Source organism: Vreelandella venusta (assembly GCF_007989605.1).
Lineage (GTDB): Bacteria > Pseudomonadota > Gammaproteobacteria > Pseudomonadales > Halomonadaceae > Vreelandella > Vreelandella venusta.
Map to the genome: position 1 here is coordinate 52,990 of NZ_BJUL01000002.1, position 22,775 is coordinate 75,764.

Genomic DNA, 22,775 nt, shown 5'->3' on the forward strand with positions numbered 1-22,775 from the left:
GCGGTTTTTTATTTAACGCACCATTACCGTTAACGTGCTGCCTTTTCCTTGGGTAGCAGAACGCGAGCGGTTACCGCCTTTAAGAATATCGACTTCTAGACGATCATCTTCGCTGAGTAGTTTTACCGTCCCCTCTAGTGTAGTGCCTTCAAAGGTAAATTCAGCGGGCACTGTGCCGCGTGTTTCGGGGTGTTCAATGGTTTCATCGTTATGAGTAATGCGCCACTGGGCTGAGAATTCCGCGCCTGGTGTGCCGCCCATGGTGATATGAATCTGAGTCATATCTTGCTCCTGTGCGGCCGTCCCTGTTAGCGGTAGGCCAAAGGTGAGAACAGCGGTTAACAATAGGTTGTTAAAACGTGAAGAGTGCCAAGCTGGTTGTCGTTTCATAATGTGCTTACCTCACTAACTACAGAGCCGCTCGGTAGGAGCGGCTCTTAAAGTGTAGCAGGTGCTTTACTTGATGTTACATAACCGCAAAGGCTTTTTCCGCAGCATCCAACGTCAGCTGAATATCTTCGGGCGTGTGGGCACTCGACATAAAGCCAGCTTCATAGGCCGAAGGCGCGAGGTACACACCGTGATCAAGCATGGCACCAAAGAAACGACGGAAAGCATCGGGATTGCAAGCGGTTGCCTGCGCAAAGTTATCCACACGGGATTGCGACGTAAAGAAAACGCCAAACATGCCACCTGCGGATTGGGTCATCATCGGTACGCGGGCAGCGTTGGCACGCTCTTGCAAACCGGTACACAACGTTTGCACCCGTTGAGTCAACGCGTCATGGAAACCAGGCACCTTTAGCTTGGTTAGTAGAGCAACCCCGGCAGCCATGGCCAGCGGGTTACCGGACAGCGTACCCGCTTGATAAACCGGCCCCAACGGCGAGATATTCTGCATAATTTCTTGTTTACCGCCAAACGCCCCAACGGGCATGCCGCCGCCAACGATTTTACCTAGGCAGGTAAGATCAGGCGTAACAGCGTAATGTGCCTGAGCGCCACCTAAAGCGACGCGAAAACCGGTCATGACTTCATCAAAAATCAAAATACTACCGGATTCATTGCACACTCGGCGCAGCGTTTCTAGGAAACCTGGCTGGGGAGGAATGCAGTTCATATTGCCCGCGACTGGCTCCACGATAATGCAGGCAATTTGCTCTCCGATCTCTGCAAAGCACGCCTCCACCCCTTCAGGATCGTTATACGAGAGCGTGATGGTATGCTCAGCCAGTGAGGCAGGCACGCCTGGCGAGCTAGGTTCCCCGTGGGTTAACGCACCTGACCCCGCTTTGACGAGCAATGAATCAGAATGGCCGTGGTAGTTACCTTCAAACTTGACGATTTTATCGCGTCCCGTTGTTCCGCGCGCAAGGCGAATGGCCGACATCGTCGCTTCGGTGCCTGAGCTGGTCATACGCACCATTTCCATGGAAGGAATCATGTCACAGATCAGGTCAGCCATGGTGGTTTCGACAGCGGTCGGCGTACCGAAGGAGAGGCCGTTATCTAACCGTGCTCGCACGGCGGCCAGTACATCCTGGTCGGCATGCCCAGTGATCATCGGGCCCCATGAGCCGATATAGTCTACGTAGCGGTTACCTTCCACATCGAATAAGTAGGCACCCTGAGCACGTTCCATAAAAACAGGCGGGCGATGGAGGCCTTTAAAAGCACGAACAGGGGAATTAACCCCCCCCGGAATGTGACGACTGGCGAGGTCAAATAATTCTGCAGATGTGGTCATGGCATCCTCAACATTAATGGCTTACTGCCAATGAGATCAAAAGCGTACGGGGCGTGGCAAGCGTTTCGGTAAACACTGTCCGCTAGGGGGTTGATAACCATGAGACAAACTCTCCCAGGTAAAGTGCTGGGCTTGCTCGCAAGCAGTTGGTAAGCGCTCACCAACGGCTAAACGAGCCGCAAGCGCCGAGGCCAATGTACAGCCTGACCCGTGAAATACTTCTGGCAAACGTGGCCACTGCCATTGGCGCGTGGTGTCAGGAGAGTGCAGCGTGTGCACAACCTGTTGCGTATTACCCGGGAGTGGATCGTCGGTGGCGGTCACAAGAACGCCTTGGCAACCCTGCGCCAGCAACGCAACCGCACGTGCAGTGTCATCCAAAGGATCTGTTATCTCAGGCGTCAGCGCAGCAAGTTCAAACCGATTGGGCGTTACTATATCCACAAGCGGTAGCAAACGCTCAATATAAAGTTGCTGCAAAGCGGGTGTGGATAACTTAGCGCCACCACCTGCTTTTAATACTGGGTCTGCGACGACAGGAATTCCTGGAAAACGGCGGATAATTTGTTCCGCTGCACGCAGCGTCGCCTCATCAGCCAACAGCCCCAACTTAATAGCCGCAATTTGCATATCACCTAACGCTTCCGCCATTTGCCTCATTACAGCAGGTTCTGCAGGCAGGGTGCGTATCACGTTATGGCAATTTTGAACGGTCAGTGCAGTTGGAATGGTAACTGCCCAGCCACCACAGGCGGCTATCGCTTCGCTATCGGCCACTAACCCAGCCCCCCCGGTGGGGTCATGGCCAGCTAATACTAAAACAACGGGAGGAAGAGGTCGGCGCATCAAAAGGGCTTCACTACCGCCAGAATAACGATTGCGATTAACGCAATCACGGGCGCTTCGTTAAACCAGCGGAAAAACACATGGCTTTTGGTGCAACGGGCTTGATCAAATTGCTTCAAATAAATTAAGCAAACATGATGATAGGCGATTAATAGTGCAACAAGCGTTAACTTAGCGTGCATCCACCCTTGGCTCAACCAATCGGGTACAAGATAAAGCATCCAACCACCAAAGATTAGCACCATGATCATCGATGGCGTCATAATCCCACGGTACAACTTACGCTCCATGGTTTTAAAGTAAGTGATCGCTTGCTCATCGCCTGCATCCCGCGCCATGGCGTGGTACACATACAGGCGCGGTAAATAAAATAGCGCGGCAAACCAGGTAACAACCGCCATCAAATGAATGGCCTTTACCCATAAATACATGGTCTCTCCTTAGGCGTTGGGCTCATTACTGGGAATCAGCACCGCGGGGGTCAGTGTAGTGATAATAACGTTCGATAGCGCCACGCGTAATGATACCTGAAATTCGCTGCTGCTTTGGCCGATAACCATGCACGACATAGAGTGCGCCTAGCGCATCGTCCTGAAGTTTTAGAAACGCTTCCGATAGCGTTGCTTGTAAGCCAATAGGTGCCATTTCAAGCCGCTGCCCAGGGATCTCAAGCAAATCGATGAACTCGTCTTCTGGTGGGGCTTCGTCTTGCAGCGCTTCATCATGCTCCAGTAACCAGCGCGCAAGTTCAGCGGCCTTCAGCGCCAACACGGGTTTTTCTGCACTAGAGCGCTCAATAACCAGCCATACAGGATTCGTTTCCAATAGGCGCCGTGCCTGATCAGGCGTAATCATTCGATCTGTGCGCACTAAGTGGCGCTCCATTACCGCCGGCACCGATACCCGCGAAAGCGCCTGCATTAAAGGTTGCTGTAACGGATGTAAGCCGTAGCGCACCGTGCTAATAAAAAAGCCCTCGCAACCGGTAAGCTGACGAGATGTTAGGCAAGCAACCACCACAACGAGCATGCCAGGCAACATGACATGTGGCGAATGCGTTAGCTCAAGCAGCGCCATCAAGGCGGCAAGCGGCGCTTGCAATACAGCGCCCATCATTGCCGCCATGCCCAACATGGCATAAATGCCGGGGTCTGCCGCTTTATCTGGCCATACCCAACCGCCCAGCATCCCCCCTAAAGCACCGGTGGCAGCGCCAACCACTAGCACGGGGCCGATAATGCCGATGGGAACACCACCTGCCACGGTGAGGGCAGTAATCAATAACTTAGCAATCATCAATGCCAACAGTACGGTAATCGCTAGCTGATTATTCAACATAGCCGCAACGCTGTCGTAACCAATGCCTTGCACTTCAGGAAACCACCACGCAACAGCGCCTGTTATTACCCCAACAGCACCTAACCTAAGCCATAGCGGCCACTGCTGTAGGTACTGACTGCGCGAAATATGAATAAATAAGCCCGCCAGTAGGCCGATCACCAAACCAATAATAACCACCCAAGGCACGTTCATTAACGAGCCAAGGGCAACTTCAGGAATGCGAAACGCCGGTTCATTGCCATACACCAATTGAGCGACCAATGCCCCCATGGTAGAGGCGAGTATCACCGGCATAAAGCTCATCAGGGTGTATTCCATCATCACCACTTCCATGGCGAAAATCACCCCTGCGATTGGCGTATTAAATGATGCGGATATACCTGCCGCCGTACCGCAAGCAACTAGCACCCGTAAACTGTTATTGGGCAAGCGAAGCTTGAGACCTAGACCACTGGATGCCGCTGCGCCCAGATGAATGGCAGGGCCTTCACGTCCTGCGGAGAGACCACCCAGTACAGACACAACGCCCACCCACCACTGGTTAAGCCAGTTGCGCATAGGGAAACGCCCCTGGTGATAGGTGAGACGCTCAATCACATGGCCAACACCTAACTTACGGGCGGCAGCCTTTTGGCGATAGAGCAGTGTGCCAATCAACGTCACGGCAATCATCGGCAACAGTGCACGAAGCCATGGTGCGAGTCCTTCAAAAGCCTCTGGGTTGCCTTCAGGCATATAAAGGGCAGCGCCGACCTCTAGCAATAAGCGAAAAGCCACCATCACCGCGCCTGTGATCACCCCTGACACTAACCCCAGCACACACAGCTGAGGCAGGGCATCAACATTCGCCAGTTGGCGACGAAAACTTTCTAAGGTGAAATCTGACCGGGAAAAACGTGCCACAACGTCCGTCCTTGCGCCTATTATTCGTTTTTACGCATCATGTTCGCATTAGTGAACATATGCCTGTTTCCCTATAGCGCTCTTACGCGCTTGCTCTCTTGTGTATCATAGCTAGCTACAGTTCAACAGCCTGAGGTATCTCATTAGGCTGTTAATTATTGTTGGGTCTGACTGTGCATAATGCGCAAGGAGTGGTTTGTGATTAAGGTTGGCATTGTAGGCGGTACCGGCTATACCGGCGTTGAGCTGTTACGGTTACTTGCCCAGCATCCTCAGGTAAGCGTTGAAGCCATTACCTCGCGCTCGGAAGCAGGCGTGAAGGTATGCGACATGTATCCCAACCTGCGCGGCCACTATGACGCCCTCACGTTTAGCGAGCCAGATGCCAAGGCACTGGGTGCACTGGATGCGGTATTCTTTGCGACCCCCCATGGAGTCGCTCATGCACTAGCGGGCGAACTGCTCGACAATGGCACGCGAGTAATCGACTTATCGGCTGATTTTCGGCTGCGCGACGCCGCCGAATGGAGCCAGTGGTACGACCAACCTCATGGCGCCCCGGAACTGCTAAAAGAAGCCGTGTATGGCCTGCCAGAAATGCATCGAGAGAAAATCAAAAAGGCTCGCTTAATTGCCGTACCAGGCTGCTACCCAACGGCTGTTCAGCTGGGCTATCTGCCGCTTTTGGAAGCTGGTTTGATTGACCCAGGCCAGTTAATCGCTGACTGCAAATCAGGCGTTACCGGCGCAGGCCGCGGTGCCAAAGTTGCCTCGCTACTGGCCGAGGCCAGCGAATCGATGAAAGCCTACGGTGCGTCTGGACATCGCCATTTGCCTGAAATTCGTCAAGGCTTAAGCGATATGCAGCCAAACGCCGTGGGGCTTACCTTTGTGCCGCACTTAACGCCGATGATCCGCGGCATTCATGCCACGCTCTATAGTACGCTAACTGAAGAGCCAGGCGATTTACAGGCACTCTTTGAGCAGCGTTACGCCCACGAGCCGTTTGTTGACGTCATGCCAGCAGGCAGCCATCCGGAAACTCGCAGCGTCAAAGGCAATAATACCTGCCGTATCGCTGTTCACCGTCCTGGCAATGGCAATACTGTCGTCGTGCTCTCGGTCATTGATAACCTCGTTAAAGGCGCATCAGGCCAAGCGATTCAAAACCTCAACCTCATGTTTGGCTTTGACGAAAATATGGGTCTCAACGCCCCAGCGTTGATGCCTTGAATCACACCAAATACCAGCATGCAGAGGGCAGCTCAAAGAGGAGGTCATTTGCCAGGGAAGGCAAATGTAGCGTCCAAGGAAGGATTCAAAGCGCCTCCTCGGCGAGCTGCCCTCTGCTTGATACCCCAACACAATAGTTGACCATTTTGCTGGGAATTACCCATAATCACACTCCGATGCCGATTATTTGTTCTTAAAGCTCGCGGGAGGTACCCATGAGCGGTGCAGAAGCTTTTGTTCCAACGCCTCTACTATTGTCCGACAGTGCCCGGAAACGTATTCAAGCACTCATGGCAGAAGAGGCTAACCCTGCGCTGAAACTCCGCGTTTATGTCACCGGTGGTGGCTGCTCGGGGTTCCAGTATGGGTTTGATTTTGCTGAAAACGTGGCCGAAGACGACACGTTAATTGAATTTGGCGATGCGATCCTCGTCGTCGATCCTCTCTCGTACCAATATCTGGTAGGTTCAACCATTGACTATGAAGAAGGGTTAGCAGGGGCCCGTTTTCGTGTTCAAAACCCCAATGCTACGACCACCTGCGGCTGTGGAGCTTCCTTCATGGTCTAACCAACGTTGGTAACAACCCCCTCCCCGTGACTTGACGCCTTGGTGGTTTCTCGCCAAGGTTAAAAGGTCAATAACGGTTGCAGACGGAATTTATAAGCGTAAATCTTCTATAAATCGCGTCGCTAACCAAATAAAACACGGGGAAACGAATGAATTACCTACTAAAAAAATCTGTCATTGCTACCACCCTTGCACTGGGGTTAGGCAGTACCACTGTCGCGTTTGCACAAACACCTTCTGTCAATGTGGCCACCGACCCAAGCTTTGTGCCGTTTGAAATGATGGATCCGGAAACCGGCGAAATGATCGGTTTTGACATGGATATCATCAACGCAATCGCCGAGCGCGCTGGCTTTGAAGTTAACCTCACCACGATGGAATTCGCCGGCATCATTCCCGCCGTCCAAACCGGTAGCCAGGAAATTGCCCTTGCAGGCATTACCATTACCGAAGAGCGCACCGAAGTTGTCGACTTCTCTGATCCCTACTACGACTCAGGTCTGCAAATTATCGTACGTGCCGACAACGAAGAAGTCTCTTCGCTTGAGGACCTAGCGGGGCTCACCGTTGCCACCAAAATCGGCTCTACCAGCTACGATTTCCTGCAACAGGAACTCGGTGAAGATGCCGACATTACTCCCTATCCAGGCACCGCCGATATGTACATGGCGCTGTTAGGGCGCAACGTGGATGCCGTACTGTACGATGCCCCTAACGTTGCCTACTTCTCACAGACCCGTGGCGAAGGCCGTACTAAAGTGGTTGGCCCGCTGTATGAAGGCCAGCAGTACGGCATCGTTTTCCATAAAGGTAGCGAGTGGGTAGAGCCTACCAACGAAGCACTTGCTTCCATGCGCGAAGACGGCACCTATGATGAAATCTATACCAAGTGGTTCGGCGAAGCTCCCAGCGCTGAATAATCTCGCTGTTCGCTATTGATAACGAGCACTTTTCATCTCAGGGCCGGGCGGCTATTCCCCCCGGCCCTGTGTCGTTGTTTATTTTTCTGGAGATAACGCGTGGACGTTAACTTTCAGTTTGATTGGTCGGCCGCATTTGGGTCGATCCCCTATCTGTTACCAGGCATTCCTTGGACGCTGCTTATATCGTTCGGCGGCTTAGCAATTGGCTTCTTTATTGGCATATTCTTTGGCTTATTGCGTATTAGCCCAGTGCGCTGGCTACGCTGGCCAGCAGTTTTATACGTCGAAGTATTTCGTGGCACGCCCATTTTAGTGCAGGTTTTGTTTATCTTTTATGGCTTACCCCAATTGCTGGGAGGCCCGATCAACGCACTCGTTGCCGGCATTGCCGCGATCGCCATTAACTCAGGGGCTTATATCTCTGAAATTGTGCGCGGCGGCGTGCAGTCTATCGAACGTGGCCAGCGAGAAGCGTCACTTTCGCTAGGCTTATCTCGTACTCAAGCTTTTCGCTACGTAATTTGGCCCCAAGCCCTGCGGCGCATGATTCCTCCACTGGGTAACCAGGGCATCATCAGTATCAAAGATACCTCGCTATTTTCGGTCATCGGGGTCGGTGAATTAGTCCGCCAAGGGCAAATTTATATTGCGACTACCTTTACCGCACTTGAGGTCTATTTCATGGTGGCGCTGATGTACCTTGCCATCACCTGGACCCTCTCTTTGATTCTGCGCCAAATTGAGCGCAGAGGCCTCGCAGGACAATAAGGAACGTGCAATGACCTCTACCCAATCGCCAATTGTGCGTATGCAGCAGCTCAATAAGCATTTTGGCAGCCTGCACGTACTCAAAAATATTGATCTCGAAATTGTGCCTGGTGAAGTCGTCGTTATCATCGGTGCCAGTGGCTCAGGTAAATCAACGCTCATCCGCTGTATCAATGGCTTAGAAGAGTTTCAAGCTGGCTCTCTTGATGTTGATGGCAACCAATTACTGCCCAACGGTAAAAGCAGTAAGGCGCTGCAAACTATCCGTACTGAAGTCGGCATGGTGTTTCAGCAGTTCAACCTTTTTCCCCACTTGAGCGTGCGCGACAACGTTACTCTTGCCCCCATGAAAGTGCGGGGATGGAACCGTCAGGATGCCGAAGAGACCGCTGAACGACTGTTAGAGCGCGTTGGTATTGCCGACCAAGCAGCTAAGTACCCAAGCCAACTTTCAGGTGGGCAACAGCAGCGTGTGGCGTTAGCCCGGGCATTGGCCATGGAACCTCGTCTTATGCTGTTTGACGAGCCTACATCAGCGCTTGACCCTGAAATGATCGGCGAAGTACTGGACGCCATGCGTGAACTTGCCGAAGAAGGCATGACCATGGTGATTGTGACCCATGAAATGGGCTTTGCCCGCGAAGTGGCAGACCGTGTCATTTTCATCCATAAAGGCGAAATTACCGAACAAGGTCCCCCCGAGCAACTGTTCGATACGCCACAACATGAGCGAACACAATCCTTCCTTGCACGTGTTTTGAAGCATTAATGTCGCAATTAATCTGACTTTTTTTGCCCATTTTTGTCCCGCTAAATGGCCTGTCATCGCGACAGGCCATTTTTTTTGCCTGTGGATACTATTTTTTACACGCTGGGGCATATCGCTCTACGATGCCTACCATGAGCGCTAATAAGGTCTTTTGAAGATACCAATCGAACTTGTTCACAGGTGCGGTAACAAACTCGGTATGGGCCGGTGGATAACCCGTTGTTTGCTATGCTTGTGTGTAAGTTGCACTTTCATCCACAGGAGTAGCACCGTTTCTACGCAGGTACTCCGCCGTTTAATCATGTAAAAACTAACAATGTAAAAACCTGAAAAATAATGATTTATTTCAGTTATCAACAGATTTTGTCCACACCAGTAGTTACAACATCAACAGAACTTCTCTTATATATTTTTATTTTGTTATTAATAATAGATGAATGCTTCGTTTAGGGTGTGGAAAAACCTGACGGTTACCCACAGGAGGTTTATACTGGCGGGCTTACTCAATCAGTGAACCAATACTGACTCACATCATCCGTGCCGAATGGCACAAGACGAGGTGCCTCTTGAACTACCCCGACCGCTTTGACGTGATTGTCATCGGCGGTGGCCATGCGGGAACTGAAGCCGCATTGGCCTCTGCTCGTATGGGTTGTCAAACCCTATTGCTAACCCACAACATCGAAACGCTCGGCCAAATGTCGTGCAATCCAGCGATTGGTGGGATTGGCAAAAGCCACCTGGTAAAAGAAATTGATGCACTCGGTGGTGCAATGGGGCTAGCCACGGACTTAGGCGGCATCCAGTTTCGGGTATTGAACGCTCGTAAAGGCCCAGCCGTTCGAGCAACACGTGCTCAGGCAGACCGAGTTCGCTATAAAGCTGCTATTCGGGGAATGTTGGAAAACCAGCCGAACTTAACCATTTTTCAGCAAGCCGCTGGCGATCTGATTGTGGATAACAACACTGTTCGAGGCGTTGTGACCGAAACAGGCATCCGCTTCCATGCGGAGTCCGTTGTGCTGTCAACCGGTACATTTTTGGGTGGCGTTATCCACATTGGGTTAGATCAAAGCCGCGGTGGCCGCGCCGGTGACCCGCCTTCCAACGCGCTAGCTGAACGCTTACGCGCACTGCCGTTTCGCGTTGATCGACTAAAAACCGGAACGCCTCCACGAATTGATGCCAAAACTGTTGATTTTACAGCGTTGGAAGAACAGCCAGGTGACACCCCCACGCCGGTCATGTCGTACCTTGGTTCACGGGAGATGCATCCACAGCAGGTGAGTTGCCACATAGCGCACACCAATGAGCGCACCCATGAAATCATCATGGCGAATCTTGATCGCTCGCCTATGTATTCCGGTGTGATCGAAGGCGTTGGTCCGCGATACTGCCCATCGATTGAGGACAAAGTTCACCGCTTTGCCGACAAATCAAGCCATCAGGTGTTTATCGAGCCTGAAGGATTGGATACCCATGAGCTCTATCCCAACGGAATCTCGACGTCGTTGCCTTTTGATGTTCAGCTACAAGTGGTTCGCTCAATTAAAGGCTTAGAAAACGCTCATATCACGCGGCCTGGTTACGCTATTGAGTACGACTTTTTTGACCCCCGAGATTTAAAACACTCCTTGGAAACTAAATTTATCCACAATCTGTTTTTCGCCGGACAAATAAACGGTACAACCGGCTACGAGGAGGCTGGAGCTCAAGGGCTGTTAGCAGGCTTGAATGCTGCTCGCCGCGCCAAACAGTTGGAAGCATGGCACCCTCGCCGTGATGAAGCTTATCTAGGCGTATTAGTGGATGACCTGATTACTATGGGCACCAAAGAGCCCTACCGCATGTTTACCTCGCGTGCGGAATACCGTCTGCTGCTACGCGAAGACAATGCTGATCTGCGCTTAACGGAAAAAGGGCGCGAGCTTGGCTTAGTTGATGACAAACGTTGGTCGTCATTTAGCCAGAAACGCGAAGCCATCGAGCGGGAAACAACACGCTTAGCTACTGTTTGGGTACAGCCCAATACGCCAGCTGCCGCTAAAATCGCTGAAAAAACCGGTCGGCCGCTTCCTCGAGAGTACTGTTTAAGTGACTTGTTGAAGCGCCCAGAGCTTAGCTATGCAGATATTACATCGCTGCCTGGTATCGAAAGCGGCGGTGTTGACGATGACGCAGTTGCTGAACAGGTACAAATTCAAGCGAAATACCAGGGGTATATCGACCGTCAACAGGATGAGATCGATAAGCTCAAACGCCATGAAGCGACACCGCTGCCAGCCGAACTGGATTATCAACGGGTAGAAGGGCTATCCAATGAGATCCGCCAAAAGCTCAGTGAAACGCGCCCCGAAACCCTGGCGCAAGCCGCTCGGATTTCCGGCGTGACCCCTGCAGCGGTCTCTATATTGCTAATACATTTGAAAAAACGTCGCTTAGTCAGTTCTAGCGAGGTCGTTAACGGATGAGTCGATTAACGCCGTTGATCAACAGCTTGCCTGAAACCGTTGCTCCCCGACTGGAAGAAGGATTAGCAACATTAGGAGTCATTGTTACTCCCCAACAGCGCGAACAACTACTTGGTTTGCTCGCGCTGTTGCACAAGTGGAATCAGGCTTATAACCTCACCGCTGTACGCGATGTTGAAGAGATGGTTTCACGGCATGTATTAGATAGTGCTGCTGTTGCCCCTTATGTTCATGGACCACAGATCCTTGATGTAGGTGCTGGTCCCGGTTTGCCCGGCCTTGTGCTTGCTATCTTGAAGCCTGAACTGCAGGTAACGCTACTCGATAGCAATGGCAAAAAAGTTCGCTTCCAACGTCAAGCAGTGATGGAGTTAGCGCTGACAAACGTTACCCCCACCCAAGCACGTGTCGAGCAATTCAATGGCCAGACGTTTGATCAAGTGATTTCCCGAGCCTTTGCCAGCTTGGTAGACTTTATCTCGCTAACCCGAGCGCTACCGGCAGCTCATGGGCAGTGGCTTGCTATGAAAGGCCCTGGCGCTGATGATGAACTGCGGGAGTTGCCTAACTACGTTGAGCTCCAGGCGCGTCACCTACTGCGTGTTCCCTTCGAGACGGCCGAGCGGCAGCTGTTGATTCTGACCCCAAAAGGAGTTGAGTAGTGAGCCAGATCATTGCCCTGACCAACCAAAAAGGCGGTGTGGGCAAGTCCACTTCAGCCGTTAATCTCGCCGCCAGTTTGGCAGCACTTGACCGTCGTATCTTGCTGGTAGATTTAGACCCACAAGGGCATGCCAGCATGGGCAGTGGCATCGACAAGTACGCGCTTGAAAAAAGTGTACTTGATGTGCTGCTGGGAGAAACAACCGCAAGCGACGCCATCGTTAGCGATTTACCTGTAAAATATGACGTCCTTCCCGGTAATGGCGACTTAACAGCCGCGGAAGTAGAGCTGCTCGATAGTGACCAGCGCCAAAGTCGCTTGTCGTTAGCACTGCAGACGGTGGCAGATGACTATGATGTCGTCCTCATCGACTGCCCACCGTCGCTGAATATGCTTACCGTGAATGCGTTGACAGCCGCCAATGGGGTGCTTATTCCATTGCAGTGTGAATTCTATGCATTGGAAGGATTATCAGCGCTGCTGGATACCGTTGAGCAGATCAAACAGAGTGTTAATCCTGATCTAGCCGTTTCTGGCATTCTGCGTACTATGTACGACAAGCGCACCAGTTTGACGCGTGAAGTGGACAAACAGCTGAGAGATTTTTTTGGCGATGCGCTGTTAAAAACAACCATTCCACGCAATGTAAAGGTTGCTGAAGCACCAAGCCATGGCTTACCTGTTACTCAATACGCACGTTTTTCGCGGGGTAGCCAGGCTTATCGTGTGCTTGCAAAAGAGATGATTCGGCGGCTATCGCTGTAACGTAAAAAGTACGAGGGGAAGCGAATGACGCGTAAACGCGCGCTAGGACGTGGCCTGGATGCCCTGATTGGTGCGGGCGCCCGTCGTCGTGACAGTTTAGATCTTACCGGTGGCGTGACGCTGGATGGTGAAGACACGTTGCTGCCTGCAGCATCAACGGAAGAAGCGGCGGCTGAGCGGCTAGAACGGTTACCTCTTGGCCAACTGAGCCGTGGGAAATATCAGCCACGTCGCGATATTCAACCCGAAGCATTGGAAGAGCTTGCCGATTCCATTCGCGCACAAGGGGTGATGCAACCTATTGTGGTTCGCCCAGTAGGTGAAGAGCGCTATGAAATTATCGCGGGTGAGCGCCGCTGGCGTGCTGCGCAGTTGGCCGAATTAGATGTTATCCCCGCCGTTATTCGCGATGTCAGTGATGAAGTAGCACTTGCCCTGGCGCTGATTGAAAATATTCAGCGCGAAAATCTTAATGCCATTGAAGAAGCACTTGCCTTAAAGCGCCTGGGCGATGAGTTTGAGCTTACCCAGCAGCAAATTGCTGATGCAGTCGGTAAGTCGCGCACTCAAGTCGCCAATTTATTGCGCTTGTTAGCGTTAGACCCTGAAGTGCAAACGCTGCTGGAACGCGGCGATTTAGATATGGGCCATGCGCGAGCCTTGCTATCGCTTAACAGTACCCAGCAGCGCCAAATTGCCCATGAAGTGGTCAATAATGATTTGACCGTTCGTGACACAGAAGCGTTGGTTAAAAAAGTTCAAGCTAACCAGACACCTGCCCAGACACCGCCGCGTACTGCCAAAACACCGGATGTTGCACGACTTGAAACACATCTGGGGGAATTGCTAGGCGCGCCCGTTTCCATTGATCACGGGCAAAAAGGGAAGGGGAAGGTGACAATCCGTTATACCAGTCTTGAAGAGCTCGACGGGATTTTGGCGCATATTAAATAGCAGGCTTACTAAAATAGACGCTTATTTTAACCCTTTGGTCGCAAGTCGACACTGAATCGCGCGAAATCGGCGCAACTTCGGTTGAAGGTGTGATAGCGCTTCCCTATAATCGCGCAAGATTTGTGCAGGTAACTGATGATTTATTGAGCAGCAAGCTGTAAGCGTGACTTATTAATTGTGCTGGGGAATCATGTGCTGAAGATCTATCTGAAGAATTATGCAGCGACTTGAGGCCCAACGGCGAAAAGCTTACTTCTTCAGGCTGACAGCAATTCAGTTGCTAATGACGTTAGTCGGTATGCTATTGGCTTTCCCTGTTGCTCATATGGCAGGCGCATTGTCGGTAGCTACAGGAGCATTAGTAGCGCTGTTGCCGCACATTTTTTTTATACAGCGAATGGGAATTTTCCGAACAAGGCATCGCGCTCCGCGCGCAATGGACCTATTTCGCGCCGAAGCAGGCAAGTTTGGTTTGACGGTGGCACTGTTTTCACTGGTGTTCGTTGTAGTGCCCCCCTCAAACCCCGCTTTCTTTTTTTGCGCTTACGTTGCGATTGTTCTGACGCATTGGTTAGCACCATGGCTAATGCTTGGAAATCGCACAACTAATTGAGGTGACATGTCTATGGCCGCAGGAAACGAAGTCTCAACGACTTACTATATCCAGCACCACTTGCAGAACCTAACCTTTGGCAAGCATCCAGAAAATGGTTGGTCGCTGGCACATTCGGCGGAAGAAGCCAGCGAGATGGGCTTTTGGGCTATCCATCTGGACACCATGGGCTGGTCGATTGCGATGGGCTTGTTGTTTATCTGGCTTTTCCGTAAAGCTGGTAAAATGGCAACCACTGGCGTACCTGGCGGACTGCAAAATGCCGTAGAGATGGTGTTTGAATTTGTTGAGGACATGATCAAAGGGGCCTTTAAAGGGCATAACCCGATTATTGCGCCGCTTGCATTAACGTTGTTCGTGTGGATTCTCTTCATGAACACGCTGAAAATTATCCCGGTCGACTACTTCCCCGTGTTGTTCAGTAAACTGGGCGTCGACTACATGAAGATTGTGCCAACTACCGATGTTAATGCCACATTGGGGCTAGCGCTGGGTGTGTTCGGTCTGATTCTTTATTACAGCTTCAAGGTGAAAGGCGTTGGTGGCTTTGCCAAAGAGCTTTCATTGACACCCTTTAACCATTGGGCCTTGATTCCATTCAATTTGCTGCTTGAAATCGTTGCCCTACTTGTTAAACCGTTCAGCTTGGCGATGCGTCTTTTCGGCAACATGTTTGCCGGTGAAGTTATTTTTATCTTGATTGCTATGCTGCCGTTCTGGGCGATCTGGGTACTCGACGTGCCGTGGGCGATTTTCCACATCTTGATTGTCGTTCTTCAGGCATTCATTTTTACCGTATTGTCAGTAGTGTATTTAAGCGCTGCGCACGAGCATCACTAAGACGTGCTGCTTGTTAGAGATTAACCCTTAACATCAACCCTCAACCTTGACCTTTAACTTGAAAAACTAGGAGCATTACCATGGAACTAATCTACATTGCTGCCTCCATCATGATCGGCTTAGGCGCTTTGGGCACCGGTATCGGTTTCGCTATCCTCGGTGGCAAACTGATCGAATCTACTGCTCGTCAGCCGGAGCTTGGTGACCAACTTCAAACCAAAACCTTCCTGATGGCTGGTCTGCTGGATGCTGTACCGATGATCGGTGTTGGTATCGCGATGTACCTGATCTTCGTTGTTGCCGGTTAATGACAGCTTAGCCGGGCGGCAGTCCCGCTCGGTTTTGTTTCACTCCGGTCGCCACGAACTTGTCAGAGGTACATCCCTGTGAATATCAACATGACGCTTATCGGGCAGACGATCGCCTTCGCGATCTTTGTCTGGTTTTGCATAAAGTATGTGTGGCCTCCGATCAGCAACGCGCTTCACGAGCGTCAAAAGAAAATTGCTGATGGCTTAGACGCAGCTAGCCGTGCTACTCGCGATCTTGAGCTTGCTCAAGAGCGTGCAGAGCAGACACTGCGTGAAAGCAAGGAGCAGGCTTCTCAAATCCTCGAGCAAGCCAACAAGCGCTCTGCTCAAATGGTTGAAGAAGCACGCGAACAGGCCCGCGCCGAAGGCGAACGCCTCATGGTTAGTGCACGTTCTGAAATTGAGCAAGAAGTTAATCGTGCAAAAGACGAGCTTCGTGCCCAAGTTTCTCATCTTGCCATTATTGGTGCCGAGCGTGTGCTAGAAGCTTCGGTCGACGAGAAAGCACATCGCAAGTTACTTGATGAGCTTGCTGCTGAACTGTAAGGAGGTGACCCATGGCGGAATTACTTACCGTCGCTCGTCCTTACGCTAAGGCGGCGTTTGAATACGCGCGTGATCATAAGGCGCTTGATAGCTGGACCCAAGCGCTTAGTTTTTTAAGCGCTGCGGTAGCTGACAGCGATCTACGTCGTCTGTTGGGTAGTCCAAAACTTGAAAACGACAAAAAGGTAGCGCTGCTTTCGGATATGTTGCCCGAAAAGCAGGAAGACCTGTCGCGTTTTTTGGATACCCTGGCTGACCAAGGTCGCTTGTTAGCACTGCCCTTCATTGCTGAACAGTTCGAGTACTTACGTGCCGAACATGAACAGCGTGTTGATGTGACGGTGACGTCAGCTTATAAGCTGACTGCCGCACAGCAGACCAAGCTAGCGAACGCGCTTAAGAAACGTCTGAATCGCGAAATCTCCATTACTACTCAAGTGGACAAGACGCTTATTGGTGGTGTCATCCTACGTGCCGGCGATACCGTTATTGACGGTTCGGTACGTGGTCGATTGAACCGCCTTTCCGAAGCGCTGACCGCTTGAGTCTGAGGGACATGGCATGCAGCAACTGAATCCTTCCGAGATCAGCGACATCATCAAGCAGCGAATTGAGAAGCTTGACGTCGCATCCGAAGCCCGTAATCAGGGCACCATCGTCAGCGTTTCCGACGGTATCGTGAAAATTCACGGCCTCGAAGACGCGATGTTTGGTGAAATGATTGAATTCCCTAACAGCATTTTTGGCATGGTACTGAACCTGGAGCGTGACTCCGTTGGTGCCGTTGTCTTGGGTGACTACCTGCAACTTCAAGAAGGCATGACCGCTCAGTGTACGGGTCGTATCCTAGAAGTGCCGGTAGGTCCTGAGCTGGTAGGTCGTGTGGTCGATGCGCTGGGTAATGCCATCGACGGCAAAGGCGATATCAACGCCAAAATGACAGATGCGGTAGAAAAAGTAGCGCCTGGCGTTATTACCCGTCAGTCCGTTGACGAGCCGATCCAAACCGGTCTGAAATCCATCGACGCCATGGTGCCAATCGGTCGTGGTCAGCGTGAGCTGATCATCGGTGACCGTCAGATTGGTAAGTCAGCCATTGCTATCGATGCGATCATCAACCAAAAAGGCAAAGGCGTTACTTGTGTTTACGTGGCGATTGGTCAGAAGCAGTCGACCATTGCTAACGTGGTACGCAAGTTAGAAGAGCACGGCGCGCTGGAACACACCATCGTTGTCGCTGCTGGCGCTGCTGATCCTGCACCGATGCAGTTCTTGGCCGCCTATTCTGGTTGCACCATGGGTGAGTACTTCCGTGACCGTGGTGAAGACGCACTGATCGTTTATGACGATCTTTCCAAGCAGGCTGTGGCTTACCGTCAGGTATCACTACTGCTGCGTCGTCCGCCGGGTCGTGAGGCCTATCCTGGTGACGTTTTCTATCTCCACTCACGTCTGCTAGAGCGCGCTGCGCGTGTTAATGCTGATTACGTTGAGAAATTTACTAACGGTGAAGTAAAAGGCAAAACCGGTTCTTTGACCGCACTGCCGATTATCGAAACCCAAGGTGGAGACGTTTCTGCGTTCGTTCCGACCAACGTTATCTCGATCACCGATGGTCAGATCTTCCTGGAAACCAACCTGTTTAACTCCGGTATTCGTCCGGCGATTAACGCAGGTCTATCGGTTTCTCGTGTTGGTGGTGCTGCGCAGACCAAAATTATCAAGAAGCTGGGTGGCGGTGTTCGTCTGGCCTTGGCTCAGTACCGTGAGCTAGCGGCGTTCTCGCAGTTTGCTTCTGATCTAGATGAAGCGACCCGTAAGCAGCTTGAGCATGGTCAACGCGTTACAGAACTGATGAAGCAAAAGCAGTACTCGCCGATGTCAGTGGCGGAAATGGCGCTGTCTCTGTACGCCGCTAACGAAGGTCACTTGGATGATGTGAGCGTCGATAAAGTGTTGGACTTCGAACGTGCTCTGCACGATTACATGAAGTCTGAGCACAGCGATCTGCTCGATAAGATCAACCAGACCGGCGACTACAACGGCGAGATTCAGGACGGCTTGAAGTCAGGTCTCGAGAAGTTCAAGGCGACTCAGAGCTGGTAATGTCCGGCCCGCCTGTGGGCGGGCTTGCATGCTTTCTGAGAGCCACGAACGAAGGGTAGATCGCTATGGCAGCTGCAAAAGAGATACGCACCCAGATCGGGAGCATTAAAAATACGCAGAAGATTACCAGCGCCATGGAAATGGTAGCTGCATCTAAAATGCGTAAAGCACAAGATCTGATGAAGGCTGGCCAGCCGTATGCCAAGCAGATTCGTAATGTGGTAGGCCACATTGCCGACGCAAATCCTGAATACAAGCACGACTACATGGTCGAGCGTAATGAGGTGAAGCGCGTTGGTTACATTGTGGTATCTACTGACCGCGGTCTGTGTGGTGGCTTAAACGTCAACCTGTTTAAGGCAGTGGTGAAAGATGCCGTTGTCTGGAAACAGCAAGACGCTGAGCTAGACTTCTGCGCCCTCGGCTCTAAAGCCGGCGCCTTTTTCCGCAACTATGGAGGCAACCTGGTTGCTGCCAAGAGCGGATTAGGAGAGTCGCCGACTGTCGAAGGACTGATCGGTAGTATAAAGGTCATGTTAGAAGCGTACGACGCAGGACGTATTGACCGCTTGTTTGTGGTGTATAACGAATTTGTTAACACCATGACGCAACGGCCCGTCGTACGTCAGCTTCTTCCGTTGTCGTCCGATATGGGCGAAGACGCGGAGCATGACGAAGAAAACGCCCGTCCCGGAAGCTGGGACTACCTGTATGAACCGGATGCCAAGGCGTTGCTAGACAGCCTGTTGGTTCGATTCATCGAATCACAGGTGTATCAGGCGGTAGTCGAAAACGGTGCGTGCGAACAGGCCGCCCGAATGATCGCTATGAAGAGTGCCACTGATAACGCGGGCAACCTGATCGACGATCTGGAGATGGTATACAACAAGGCCCGTCAGGCCGCCATCACCCAGGAAATTTCCGAGATCGTCGGCGGCGCTTCAGCCGTATAACGCCTAAGGAGCTAGCTATCGCAAAGGTAGCTCCTGGCAGACAGGTTTCATTTGCAGGTTTTTGAGAGGAACCAAGATGAGCGGACGTATCGTACAAATCATCGGCGCGGTGATTGACGTAGAGTTTCCGCGGGACTCTGTGCCCAAGGTCTACGACGCGCTGAAGGTCTCTAATGCTGAGACCATCCTCGAAGTCCAGCAGCAGCTGGGCGACGGCGTGGTGCGCACCATTGCCATGGGCTCTACCGAGGGCTTGAAACGTGGCTTGGACGTGACCAACACAGGTACCGCGATTTCCGTACCCGTCGGTAAGGAAACGTTGGGCCGCATCATGAACGTGCTCGGTGAGCCGATTGATGAAGCTGGCCCGATTGGCGAGCAAGAACGCATGCCAATCCACCGTAAAGCACCAAGCTACGCTGACCAAGCAGCTTCCAATGAGCTGTTGGAAACCGGTATCAAGGTTATCGACCTCGTTTGCCCGTTCGCTAAGGGCGGTAAAGTTGGTCTATTCGGCGGTGCAGGTGTAGGTAAAACCGTTAACATGATGGAGCTTATCCGCAACATCGCCACCGAGCACAGCGGCTACTCTGTATTCGCCGGTGTAGGTGAGCGTACGCGTGAGGGTAACGACTTCTATCACGAAATGACTGAGTCCAACGTTATCGACAAGGTATCGCTGGTTTACGGTCAGATGAACGAGCCGCCCGGCAACCGTCTGCGTGTTGCGCTGACAGGCCTAACCATCGCTGAAAAATTCCGTGATGAAGGCCGCGACGTTCTGCTGTTCGTCGATAACATCTATCGTTACACCCTGGCCGGTACTGAAGTATCTGCTCTGTTGGGTCGTATGCCATCTGCGGTAGGTTACCAGCCGACGCTGGCTGAAGAGATGGGCGTTCTGCAAGAGCGTATCACCTCTACTAAGACGGGCTCTATCACGTCTGTACAGGCCGTATACGTACCTGCGGATGACTTGACCGACCCATCGCCGGCGACGACCTTCTCGCACTTGGACGCCACCGTTGTATTGGCACGTTCAATTGCAGAACTTGGTATTTATCCTGCGATTGACCCGCTGGACTCTACGTCGCGTCAGCTAGATCCGCTGGTCGTTGGTGAAGAGCACTACAACGTAGCACGTGGTGTACAGAACGTTCTGCAGCGTTACAAAGAGCTGAAGGATATCATCGCGATCTTGGGTATGGACGAGTTATCTGATGAAGATAAGTTGGCTGTATCTCGTGCGCGTAAAATCCAGCGCTTCCTGTCGCAGCCGTTCTTCGTTGCTGAGGTATTCACTGGTTCGCCCGGTAAGTATGTTTCTTTGAAAGATACGATTCGTGGCTTCCAGGGCATTCTCGCGGGCGAGTACGACAACCTGCCGGAACAGGCCTTCTACATGGTAGGCTCCATCGACGAAGCTGTCGAAAAAGCCAACCAGATGAAGAAGTAATCCCGTCCATTAGGGGGATTCGCTATGGCGAATAGCTTCACTTGCAATATCGTCAGCGCTGAAGATTCCATCTTTACAGGTACTGTTGAGATGGTGGTAGCTGCAGGTATTATGGGTGACCTCGGTATTTTGCCGGGGCACACCCCGCTGCTGACCGAGCTTCAGCCCGGTCCGGTACGCGTGATACACGATGGTGGCAAGGAAGAGAACTTCTTTGTCTCCGGTGGCTTCATGGAAGTACAACCGACCATTGTTACGATCCTGGCAGATGCAGCGACGCGTGCTAGTGACCTCGACGAGGCCGCTGCTGAAGAAGCGCGTCAGCAGGCGTTGAAAGCCTTTAATGAGAAGTCATCGGAGCTGGATTATACCCGTGCTGCCGCTGAACTTGCCGAAGCCGTTGCACAGCTGCGAACGATTCAGCAGCTGCGCAAAAAGGCGGGTAAAGGCTAAGACACGCGCTAGCGTGCATAAAGCGCTCCTTGAACCCGAGAGGGTTTAAGGAGCGTTTTTTTTGTCTGGTACTATGAAAAAGCGTATTCAGTGTCTGGACGCTCATCTGTAACACCTCATCTGCACACTGTGCGTCTGCACAAAGGGAGATAGCGATGTCATTGAACGATGAAGCCTTGCAGGAATTAAAAACCGAACTGCTCGACGAGTTGGCCAAGGAAGCGCCCAGTAAATCATTACTATCTTTGCGTTTGGCCGAAACCCGCTCGGCAGATATTGGTGAGGTAATTGAAGAGCTAATCGAAGACGATGAAGCGCTTTCGGCAGCGCTTGCCCTACTTGATATTCTTTCGACTGAGCGTGCTGCCAATGTCCTGGGTTATTTACCAGGAGAGAGCCAGCTTGAGGTCGTCGGTAAGCTGTCGGATACCCAGGTACTGAAGCTTCTTGAAGAGATGGGCTCCGATGAACGGGCCGACTTATTTAATCTCTTAGATGAGGACCGTCGAGAAGCGTTGTTACGCCGTATGGCTCATCAAGAGCGTGAAGATCTTAAACGCCTGGCAAGTTACGAAGAAGGTACGGCTGGCGCCATCATGACCTCTGACTATGTCGCCATAGCCAGTGGCATGACGGTGTCACAGGCCATGATGCGGGTTCGCCAAACGGCCCCAGATGCGGAAACGGTGTATCAGCTTTATGTACTCGACAGTAGTGGCCAGTTAATAGGCACTATGTCGCTGCGCCAACTGATGGTGGCACGCCCCGGGGCGTTAGTTGATGACATTATGATTAAAGACGTTATCAGCACACCGGTCGATGCAGAGCAAGAAGAGGTGGCGCGCATTGTGGCTCGCTATGACCTGCTGGCATTGCCTGTGTTGGATGCTGATGGCCGTATGGTAGGCATCGTCACCCACGATGACGCCATGGACGTTGCCGAGTCGGAAGCCACCGAGGATATCCATAAAGGGATGTCTATCGGCCAGTTAGAGGATGGTGTTAGCCGTGTGCCGCTATGGAGTCTTTACCGCAAGCGTGTTACCTGGCTGGTCCTGCTGGTATTTGCCAATCTTTTTTCAGGCGCTGGCATTGCTTACTTTGAGGACACGATTGCAGCCCAAGTTGCGCTGGTGTTTTTCCTGCCGCTACTGATTGGTAGTGGTGGTAACGCGGGAGCTCAGGCAGCGACGCTAATGGTACGCGGTATGGCAACTGGCGATATTGGCGTGAAAGACTGGAGTAAGATGCTAGGCCGTGAACTGCTGGTCGCTGGCTCTTTGGGCCTTACCATGGCAATTGCAGTCGCACCTATCGGGATTTTCCGTGGTGGTGAAGCGGTAGCCATCATTGTGGCGTTAAGCATGGTGACCATTGTTCTGTTTGGTAGCATGATCGGCATGTGCCTACCGTTTGTACTAGAGCGCTTTAAGGTCGATCCTGCCACTGCTTCAGCCCCGTTGGTAACCACGTTAATTGATGCCTCTGGGGTATTGATTTACTTCACCATTGCCACCGCCATATTAGCAAACGTATAGCTTGTG

The 22,775-nt window shown here is 52.0% G+C and carries 24 protein-coding genes; 19 read left to right on the forward strand and 5 right to left on the reverse strand.

The features are described 5' to 3' along the window. Positions 1 to 12: 12 nt before the first annotated feature. The 5 genes from HVE01_RS02435 to HVE01_RS02455 all read right to left on the reverse strand — a co-directional run bounded on the left by HVE01_RS02435 (position 13) and on the right by HVE01_RS02455 (position 4,837). Entirely contained in the window at positions 13 to 390 is a 378-nt protein-coding gene (locus tag HVE01_RS02435) for a hypothetical protein (RefSeq protein ID WP_146942213.1), read from the reverse strand. 76 nt (positions 391 to 466) lie between these two features. Further along, positions 467 to 1,747: a glutamate-1-semialdehyde 2,1-aminomutase gene (gene hemL / locus HVE01_RS02440; protein ID WP_146942215.1), complete on the reverse strand. Its 1,281-nt coding sequence runs from the start codon at positions 1,745 to 1,747 to the stop codon at positions 467 to 469. Between the two features lie 36 nt (positions 1,748 to 1,783). Next, positions 1,784 to 2,593, reverse strand: a complete 810-nt coding sequence (thiD, locus tag HVE01_RS02445; protein WP_125753322.1) for a bifunctional hydroxymethylpyrimidine kinase/phosphomethylpyrimidine kinase — start codon at positions 2,591 to 2,593, stop codon at positions 1,784 to 1,786. Continuing rightward, positions 2,593 to 3,024: a protoporphyrinogen oxidase HemJ gene (gene hemJ, locus HVE01_RS02450; protein ID WP_125753319.1), complete on the reverse strand. Its 432-nt coding sequence runs from the start codon at positions 3,022 to 3,024 to the stop codon at positions 2,593 to 2,595. The genes thiD and hemJ overlap by 1 nt, the downstream gene beginning before the upstream one ends. A gap of 25 nt (positions 3,025 to 3,049) precedes the next feature. Next, positions 3,050 to 4,837, reverse strand: coding sequence for a chloride channel protein (locus tag HVE01_RS02455; protein ID WP_125753316.1), 1,788 nt, complete (start codon positions 4,835 to 4,837; stop codon positions 3,050 to 3,052). A gap of 198 nt (positions 4,838 to 5,035) precedes the next feature. Between HVE01_RS02455 and argC the strand changes: the two genes are divergently transcribed. From argC to mgtE, 19 genes are all read left to right on the forward strand, one after another. Continuing rightward, positions 5,036 to 6,070 (forward strand): N-acetyl-gamma-glutamyl-phosphate reductase, encoded by a 1,035-nt coding sequence (gene argC, locus HVE01_RS02460; protein WP_125753313.1) that lies wholly within the window; start codon positions 5,036 to 5,038, stop codon positions 6,068 to 6,070. 215 nt (positions 6,071 to 6,285) lie between these two features. Continuing rightward, the gene (gene erpA / locus HVE01_RS02465) at positions 6,286 to 6,639 is read left to right on the forward strand and encodes an iron-sulfur cluster insertion protein ErpA (protein ID WP_083007796.1); all 354 of its coding nucleotides are present in this window, start codon (positions 6,286 to 6,288) and stop codon (positions 6,637 to 6,639) included. Between the two features lie 149 nt (positions 6,640 to 6,788). Further along, the gene (locus tag HVE01_RS02470; RefSeq protein WP_125753310.1) at positions 6,789 to 7,559 is read left to right on the forward strand and encodes a transporter substrate-binding domain-containing protein; all 771 of its coding nucleotides are present in this window, start codon (positions 6,789 to 6,791) and stop codon (positions 7,557 to 7,559) included. A 99-nt stretch (positions 7,560 to 7,658) separates the two neighbouring features. Continuing rightward, a complete protein-coding gene (locus tag HVE01_RS02475) occupies positions 7,659 to 8,330 on the forward strand; it encodes an amino acid ABC transporter permease (RefSeq protein WP_120386006.1) in 672 nt (223 codons plus the stop codon). 10 nt (positions 8,331 to 8,340) lie between these two features. Next, positions 8,341 to 9,099 carry an amino acid ABC transporter ATP-binding protein gene (locus tag HVE01_RS02480; RefSeq protein WP_125753307.1) on the forward strand — a complete coding sequence of 253 codons (759 nt, stop codon included), beginning with the start codon at positions 8,341 to 8,343 and terminating at the stop codon, positions 9,097 to 9,099. A gap of 566 nt (positions 9,100 to 9,665) precedes the next feature. Further along, positions 9,666 to 11,570 (forward strand): tRNA uridine-5-carboxymethylaminomethyl(34) synthesis enzyme MnmG, encoded by a 1,905-nt coding sequence (gene mnmG, locus HVE01_RS02485; protein WP_146942217.1) that lies wholly within the window; start codon positions 9,666 to 9,668, stop codon positions 11,568 to 11,570. Further along, positions 11,567 to 12,232, forward strand: a complete 666-nt coding sequence (gene rsmG / locus HVE01_RS02490; RefSeq protein WP_125753301.1) for a 16S rRNA (guanine(527)-N(7))-methyltransferase RsmG — start codon at positions 11,567 to 11,569, stop codon at positions 12,230 to 12,232. The genes mnmG and rsmG overlap by 4 nt, the downstream gene beginning before the upstream one ends. Continuing rightward, positions 12,232 to 12,999 carry a ParA family protein gene (locus HVE01_RS02495; protein WP_125753298.1) on the forward strand — a complete coding sequence of 256 codons (768 nt, stop codon included), beginning with the start codon at positions 12,232 to 12,234 and terminating at the stop codon, positions 12,997 to 12,999. The genes rsmG and HVE01_RS02495 overlap by 1 nt, the downstream gene beginning before the upstream one ends. A gap of 24 nt (positions 13,000 to 13,023) precedes the next feature. Further along, on the forward strand, positions 13,024 to 13,953 hold the full coding sequence (locus tag HVE01_RS02500) for a ParB/RepB/Spo0J family partition protein (RefSeq protein WP_146942219.1): 930 nt from the start codon (positions 13,024 to 13,026) through the stop codon (positions 13,951 to 13,953). Positions 13,954 to 14,170: 217 nt separating this feature from the next. Next, the gene (locus tag HVE01_RS02505; protein WP_125753292.1) at positions 14,171 to 14,566 is read left to right on the forward strand and encodes an ATP synthase subunit I; all 396 of its coding nucleotides are present in this window, start codon (positions 14,171 to 14,173) and stop codon (positions 14,564 to 14,566) included. 12 nt (positions 14,567 to 14,578) lie between these two features. Further along, the gene (gene atpB, locus HVE01_RS02510) at positions 14,579 to 15,406 is read left to right on the forward strand and encodes a F0F1 ATP synthase subunit A (protein ID WP_038479865.1); all 828 of its coding nucleotides are present in this window, start codon (positions 14,579 to 14,581) and stop codon (positions 15,404 to 15,406) included. 80 nt (positions 15,407 to 15,486) lie between these two features. Continuing rightward, the gene (gene atpE / locus HVE01_RS02515) at positions 15,487 to 15,714 is read left to right on the forward strand and encodes a F0F1 ATP synthase subunit C (protein ID WP_038479860.1); all 228 of its coding nucleotides are present in this window, start codon (positions 15,487 to 15,489) and stop codon (positions 15,712 to 15,714) included. A gap of 78 nt (positions 15,715 to 15,792) precedes the next feature. Beyond that, complete coding sequence (locus HVE01_RS02520) at positions 15,793 to 16,263, forward strand: F0F1 ATP synthase subunit B (RefSeq protein ID WP_038479857.1); 471 nt, start codon at positions 15,793 to 15,795, stop codon at positions 16,261 to 16,263. 11 nt (positions 16,264 to 16,274) lie between these two features. Further along, positions 16,275 to 16,808 (forward strand): F0F1 ATP synthase subunit delta, encoded by a 534-nt coding sequence (locus HVE01_RS02525; protein WP_125753288.1) that lies wholly within the window; start codon positions 16,275 to 16,277, stop codon positions 16,806 to 16,808. Positions 16,809 to 16,824: 16 nt separating this feature from the next. Continuing rightward, positions 16,825 to 18,369, forward strand: a complete 1,545-nt coding sequence (gene atpA / locus HVE01_RS02530; RefSeq protein WP_125753284.1) for a F0F1 ATP synthase subunit alpha — start codon at positions 16,825 to 16,827, stop codon at positions 18,367 to 18,369. Positions 18,370 to 18,434: 65 nt separating this feature from the next. After that, complete coding sequence (atpG, locus tag HVE01_RS02535) at positions 18,435 to 19,322, forward strand: F0F1 ATP synthase subunit gamma (protein WP_125753281.1); 888 nt, start codon at positions 18,435 to 18,437, stop codon at positions 19,320 to 19,322. Between the two features lie 76 nt (positions 19,323 to 19,398). Further along, complete coding sequence (atpD, locus tag HVE01_RS02540) at positions 19,399 to 20,778, forward strand: F0F1 ATP synthase subunit beta (protein ID WP_038479845.1); 1,380 nt, start codon at positions 19,399 to 19,401, stop codon at positions 20,776 to 20,778. Between the two features lie 24 nt (positions 20,779 to 20,802). Then, positions 20,803 to 21,231: a F0F1 ATP synthase subunit epsilon gene (locus tag HVE01_RS02545; RefSeq protein WP_125753279.1), complete on the forward strand. Its 429-nt coding sequence runs from the start codon at positions 20,803 to 20,805 to the stop codon at positions 21,229 to 21,231. Positions 21,232 to 21,386: 155 nt separating this feature from the next. Beyond that, positions 21,387 to 22,769: a magnesium transporter gene (gene mgtE / locus HVE01_RS02550; RefSeq protein WP_125753276.1), complete on the forward strand. Its 1,383-nt coding sequence runs from the start codon at positions 21,387 to 21,389 to the stop codon at positions 22,767 to 22,769. Positions 22,770 to 22,775 lie beyond the last annotated feature (6 nt).

Coding starts and splice junctions, on each gene's coding strand:
- erpA (WP_083007796.1), top strand. CDS start 6,286: ATGAGCGGTGCAGAAGCTTTTGTTCCAACGCCTCTACTATTGTCCGAC.
- atpA (WP_125753284.1), top strand. CDS start 16,825: ATGCAGCAACTGAATCCTTCCGAGATCAGCGACATCATCAAGCAGCGA.
- atpB (WP_038479865.1), top strand. CDS start 14,579: ATGGCCGCAGGAAACGAAGTCTCAACGACTTACTATATCCAGCACCAC.
- thiD (WP_125753322.1), bottom strand. CDS start 2,593: ATGCGCCGACCTCTTCCTCCCGTTGTTTTAGTATTAGCTGGCCATGAC.
- hemL (WP_146942215.1), bottom strand. CDS start 1,747: ATGACCACATCTGCAGAATTATTTGACCTCGCCAGTCGTCACATTCCG.
- HVE01_RS02480 (WP_125753307.1), top strand. CDS start 8,341: ATGACCTCTACCCAATCGCCAATTGTGCGTATGCAGCAGCTCAATAAG.
- atpD (WP_038479845.1), top strand. CDS start 19,399: ATGAGCGGACGTATCGTACAAATCATCGGCGCGGTGATTGACGTAGAG.
- HVE01_RS02505 (WP_125753292.1), top strand. CDS start 14,171: ATGCAGCGACTTGAGGCCCAACGGCGAAAAGCTTACTTCTTCAGGCTG.
- HVE01_RS02525 (WP_125753288.1), top strand. CDS start 16,275: ATGGCGGAATTACTTACCGTCGCTCGTCCTTACGCTAAGGCGGCGTTT.
- atpE (WP_038479860.1), top strand. CDS start 15,487: ATGGAACTAATCTACATTGCTGCCTCCATCATGATCGGCTTAGGCGCT.
- rsmG (WP_125753301.1), top strand. CDS start 11,567: ATGAGTCGATTAACGCCGTTGATCAACAGCTTGCCTGAAACCGTTGCT.
- HVE01_RS02545 (WP_125753279.1), top strand. CDS start 20,803: ATGGCGAATAGCTTCACTTGCAATATCGTCAGCGCTGAAGATTCCATC.
- HVE01_RS02435 (WP_146942213.1), bottom strand. CDS start 390: ATGAAACGACAACCAGCTTGGCACTCTTCACGTTTTAACAACCTATTG.
- hemJ (WP_125753319.1), bottom strand. CDS start 3,024: ATGTATTTATGGGTAAAGGCCATTCATTTGATGGCGGTTGTTACCTGG.
- HVE01_RS02500 (WP_146942219.1), top strand. CDS start 13,024: ATGACGCGTAAACGCGCGCTAGGACGTGGCCTGGATGCCCTGATTGGT.
- mgtE (WP_125753276.1), top strand. CDS start 21,387: ATGTCATTGAACGATGAAGCCTTGCAGGAATTAAAAACCGAACTGCTC.
- atpG (WP_125753281.1), top strand. CDS start 18,435: ATGGCAGCTGCAAAAGAGATACGCACCCAGATCGGGAGCATTAAAAAT.
- HVE01_RS02470 (WP_125753310.1), top strand. CDS start 6,789: ATGAATTACCTACTAAAAAAATCTGTCATTGCTACCACCCTTGCACTG.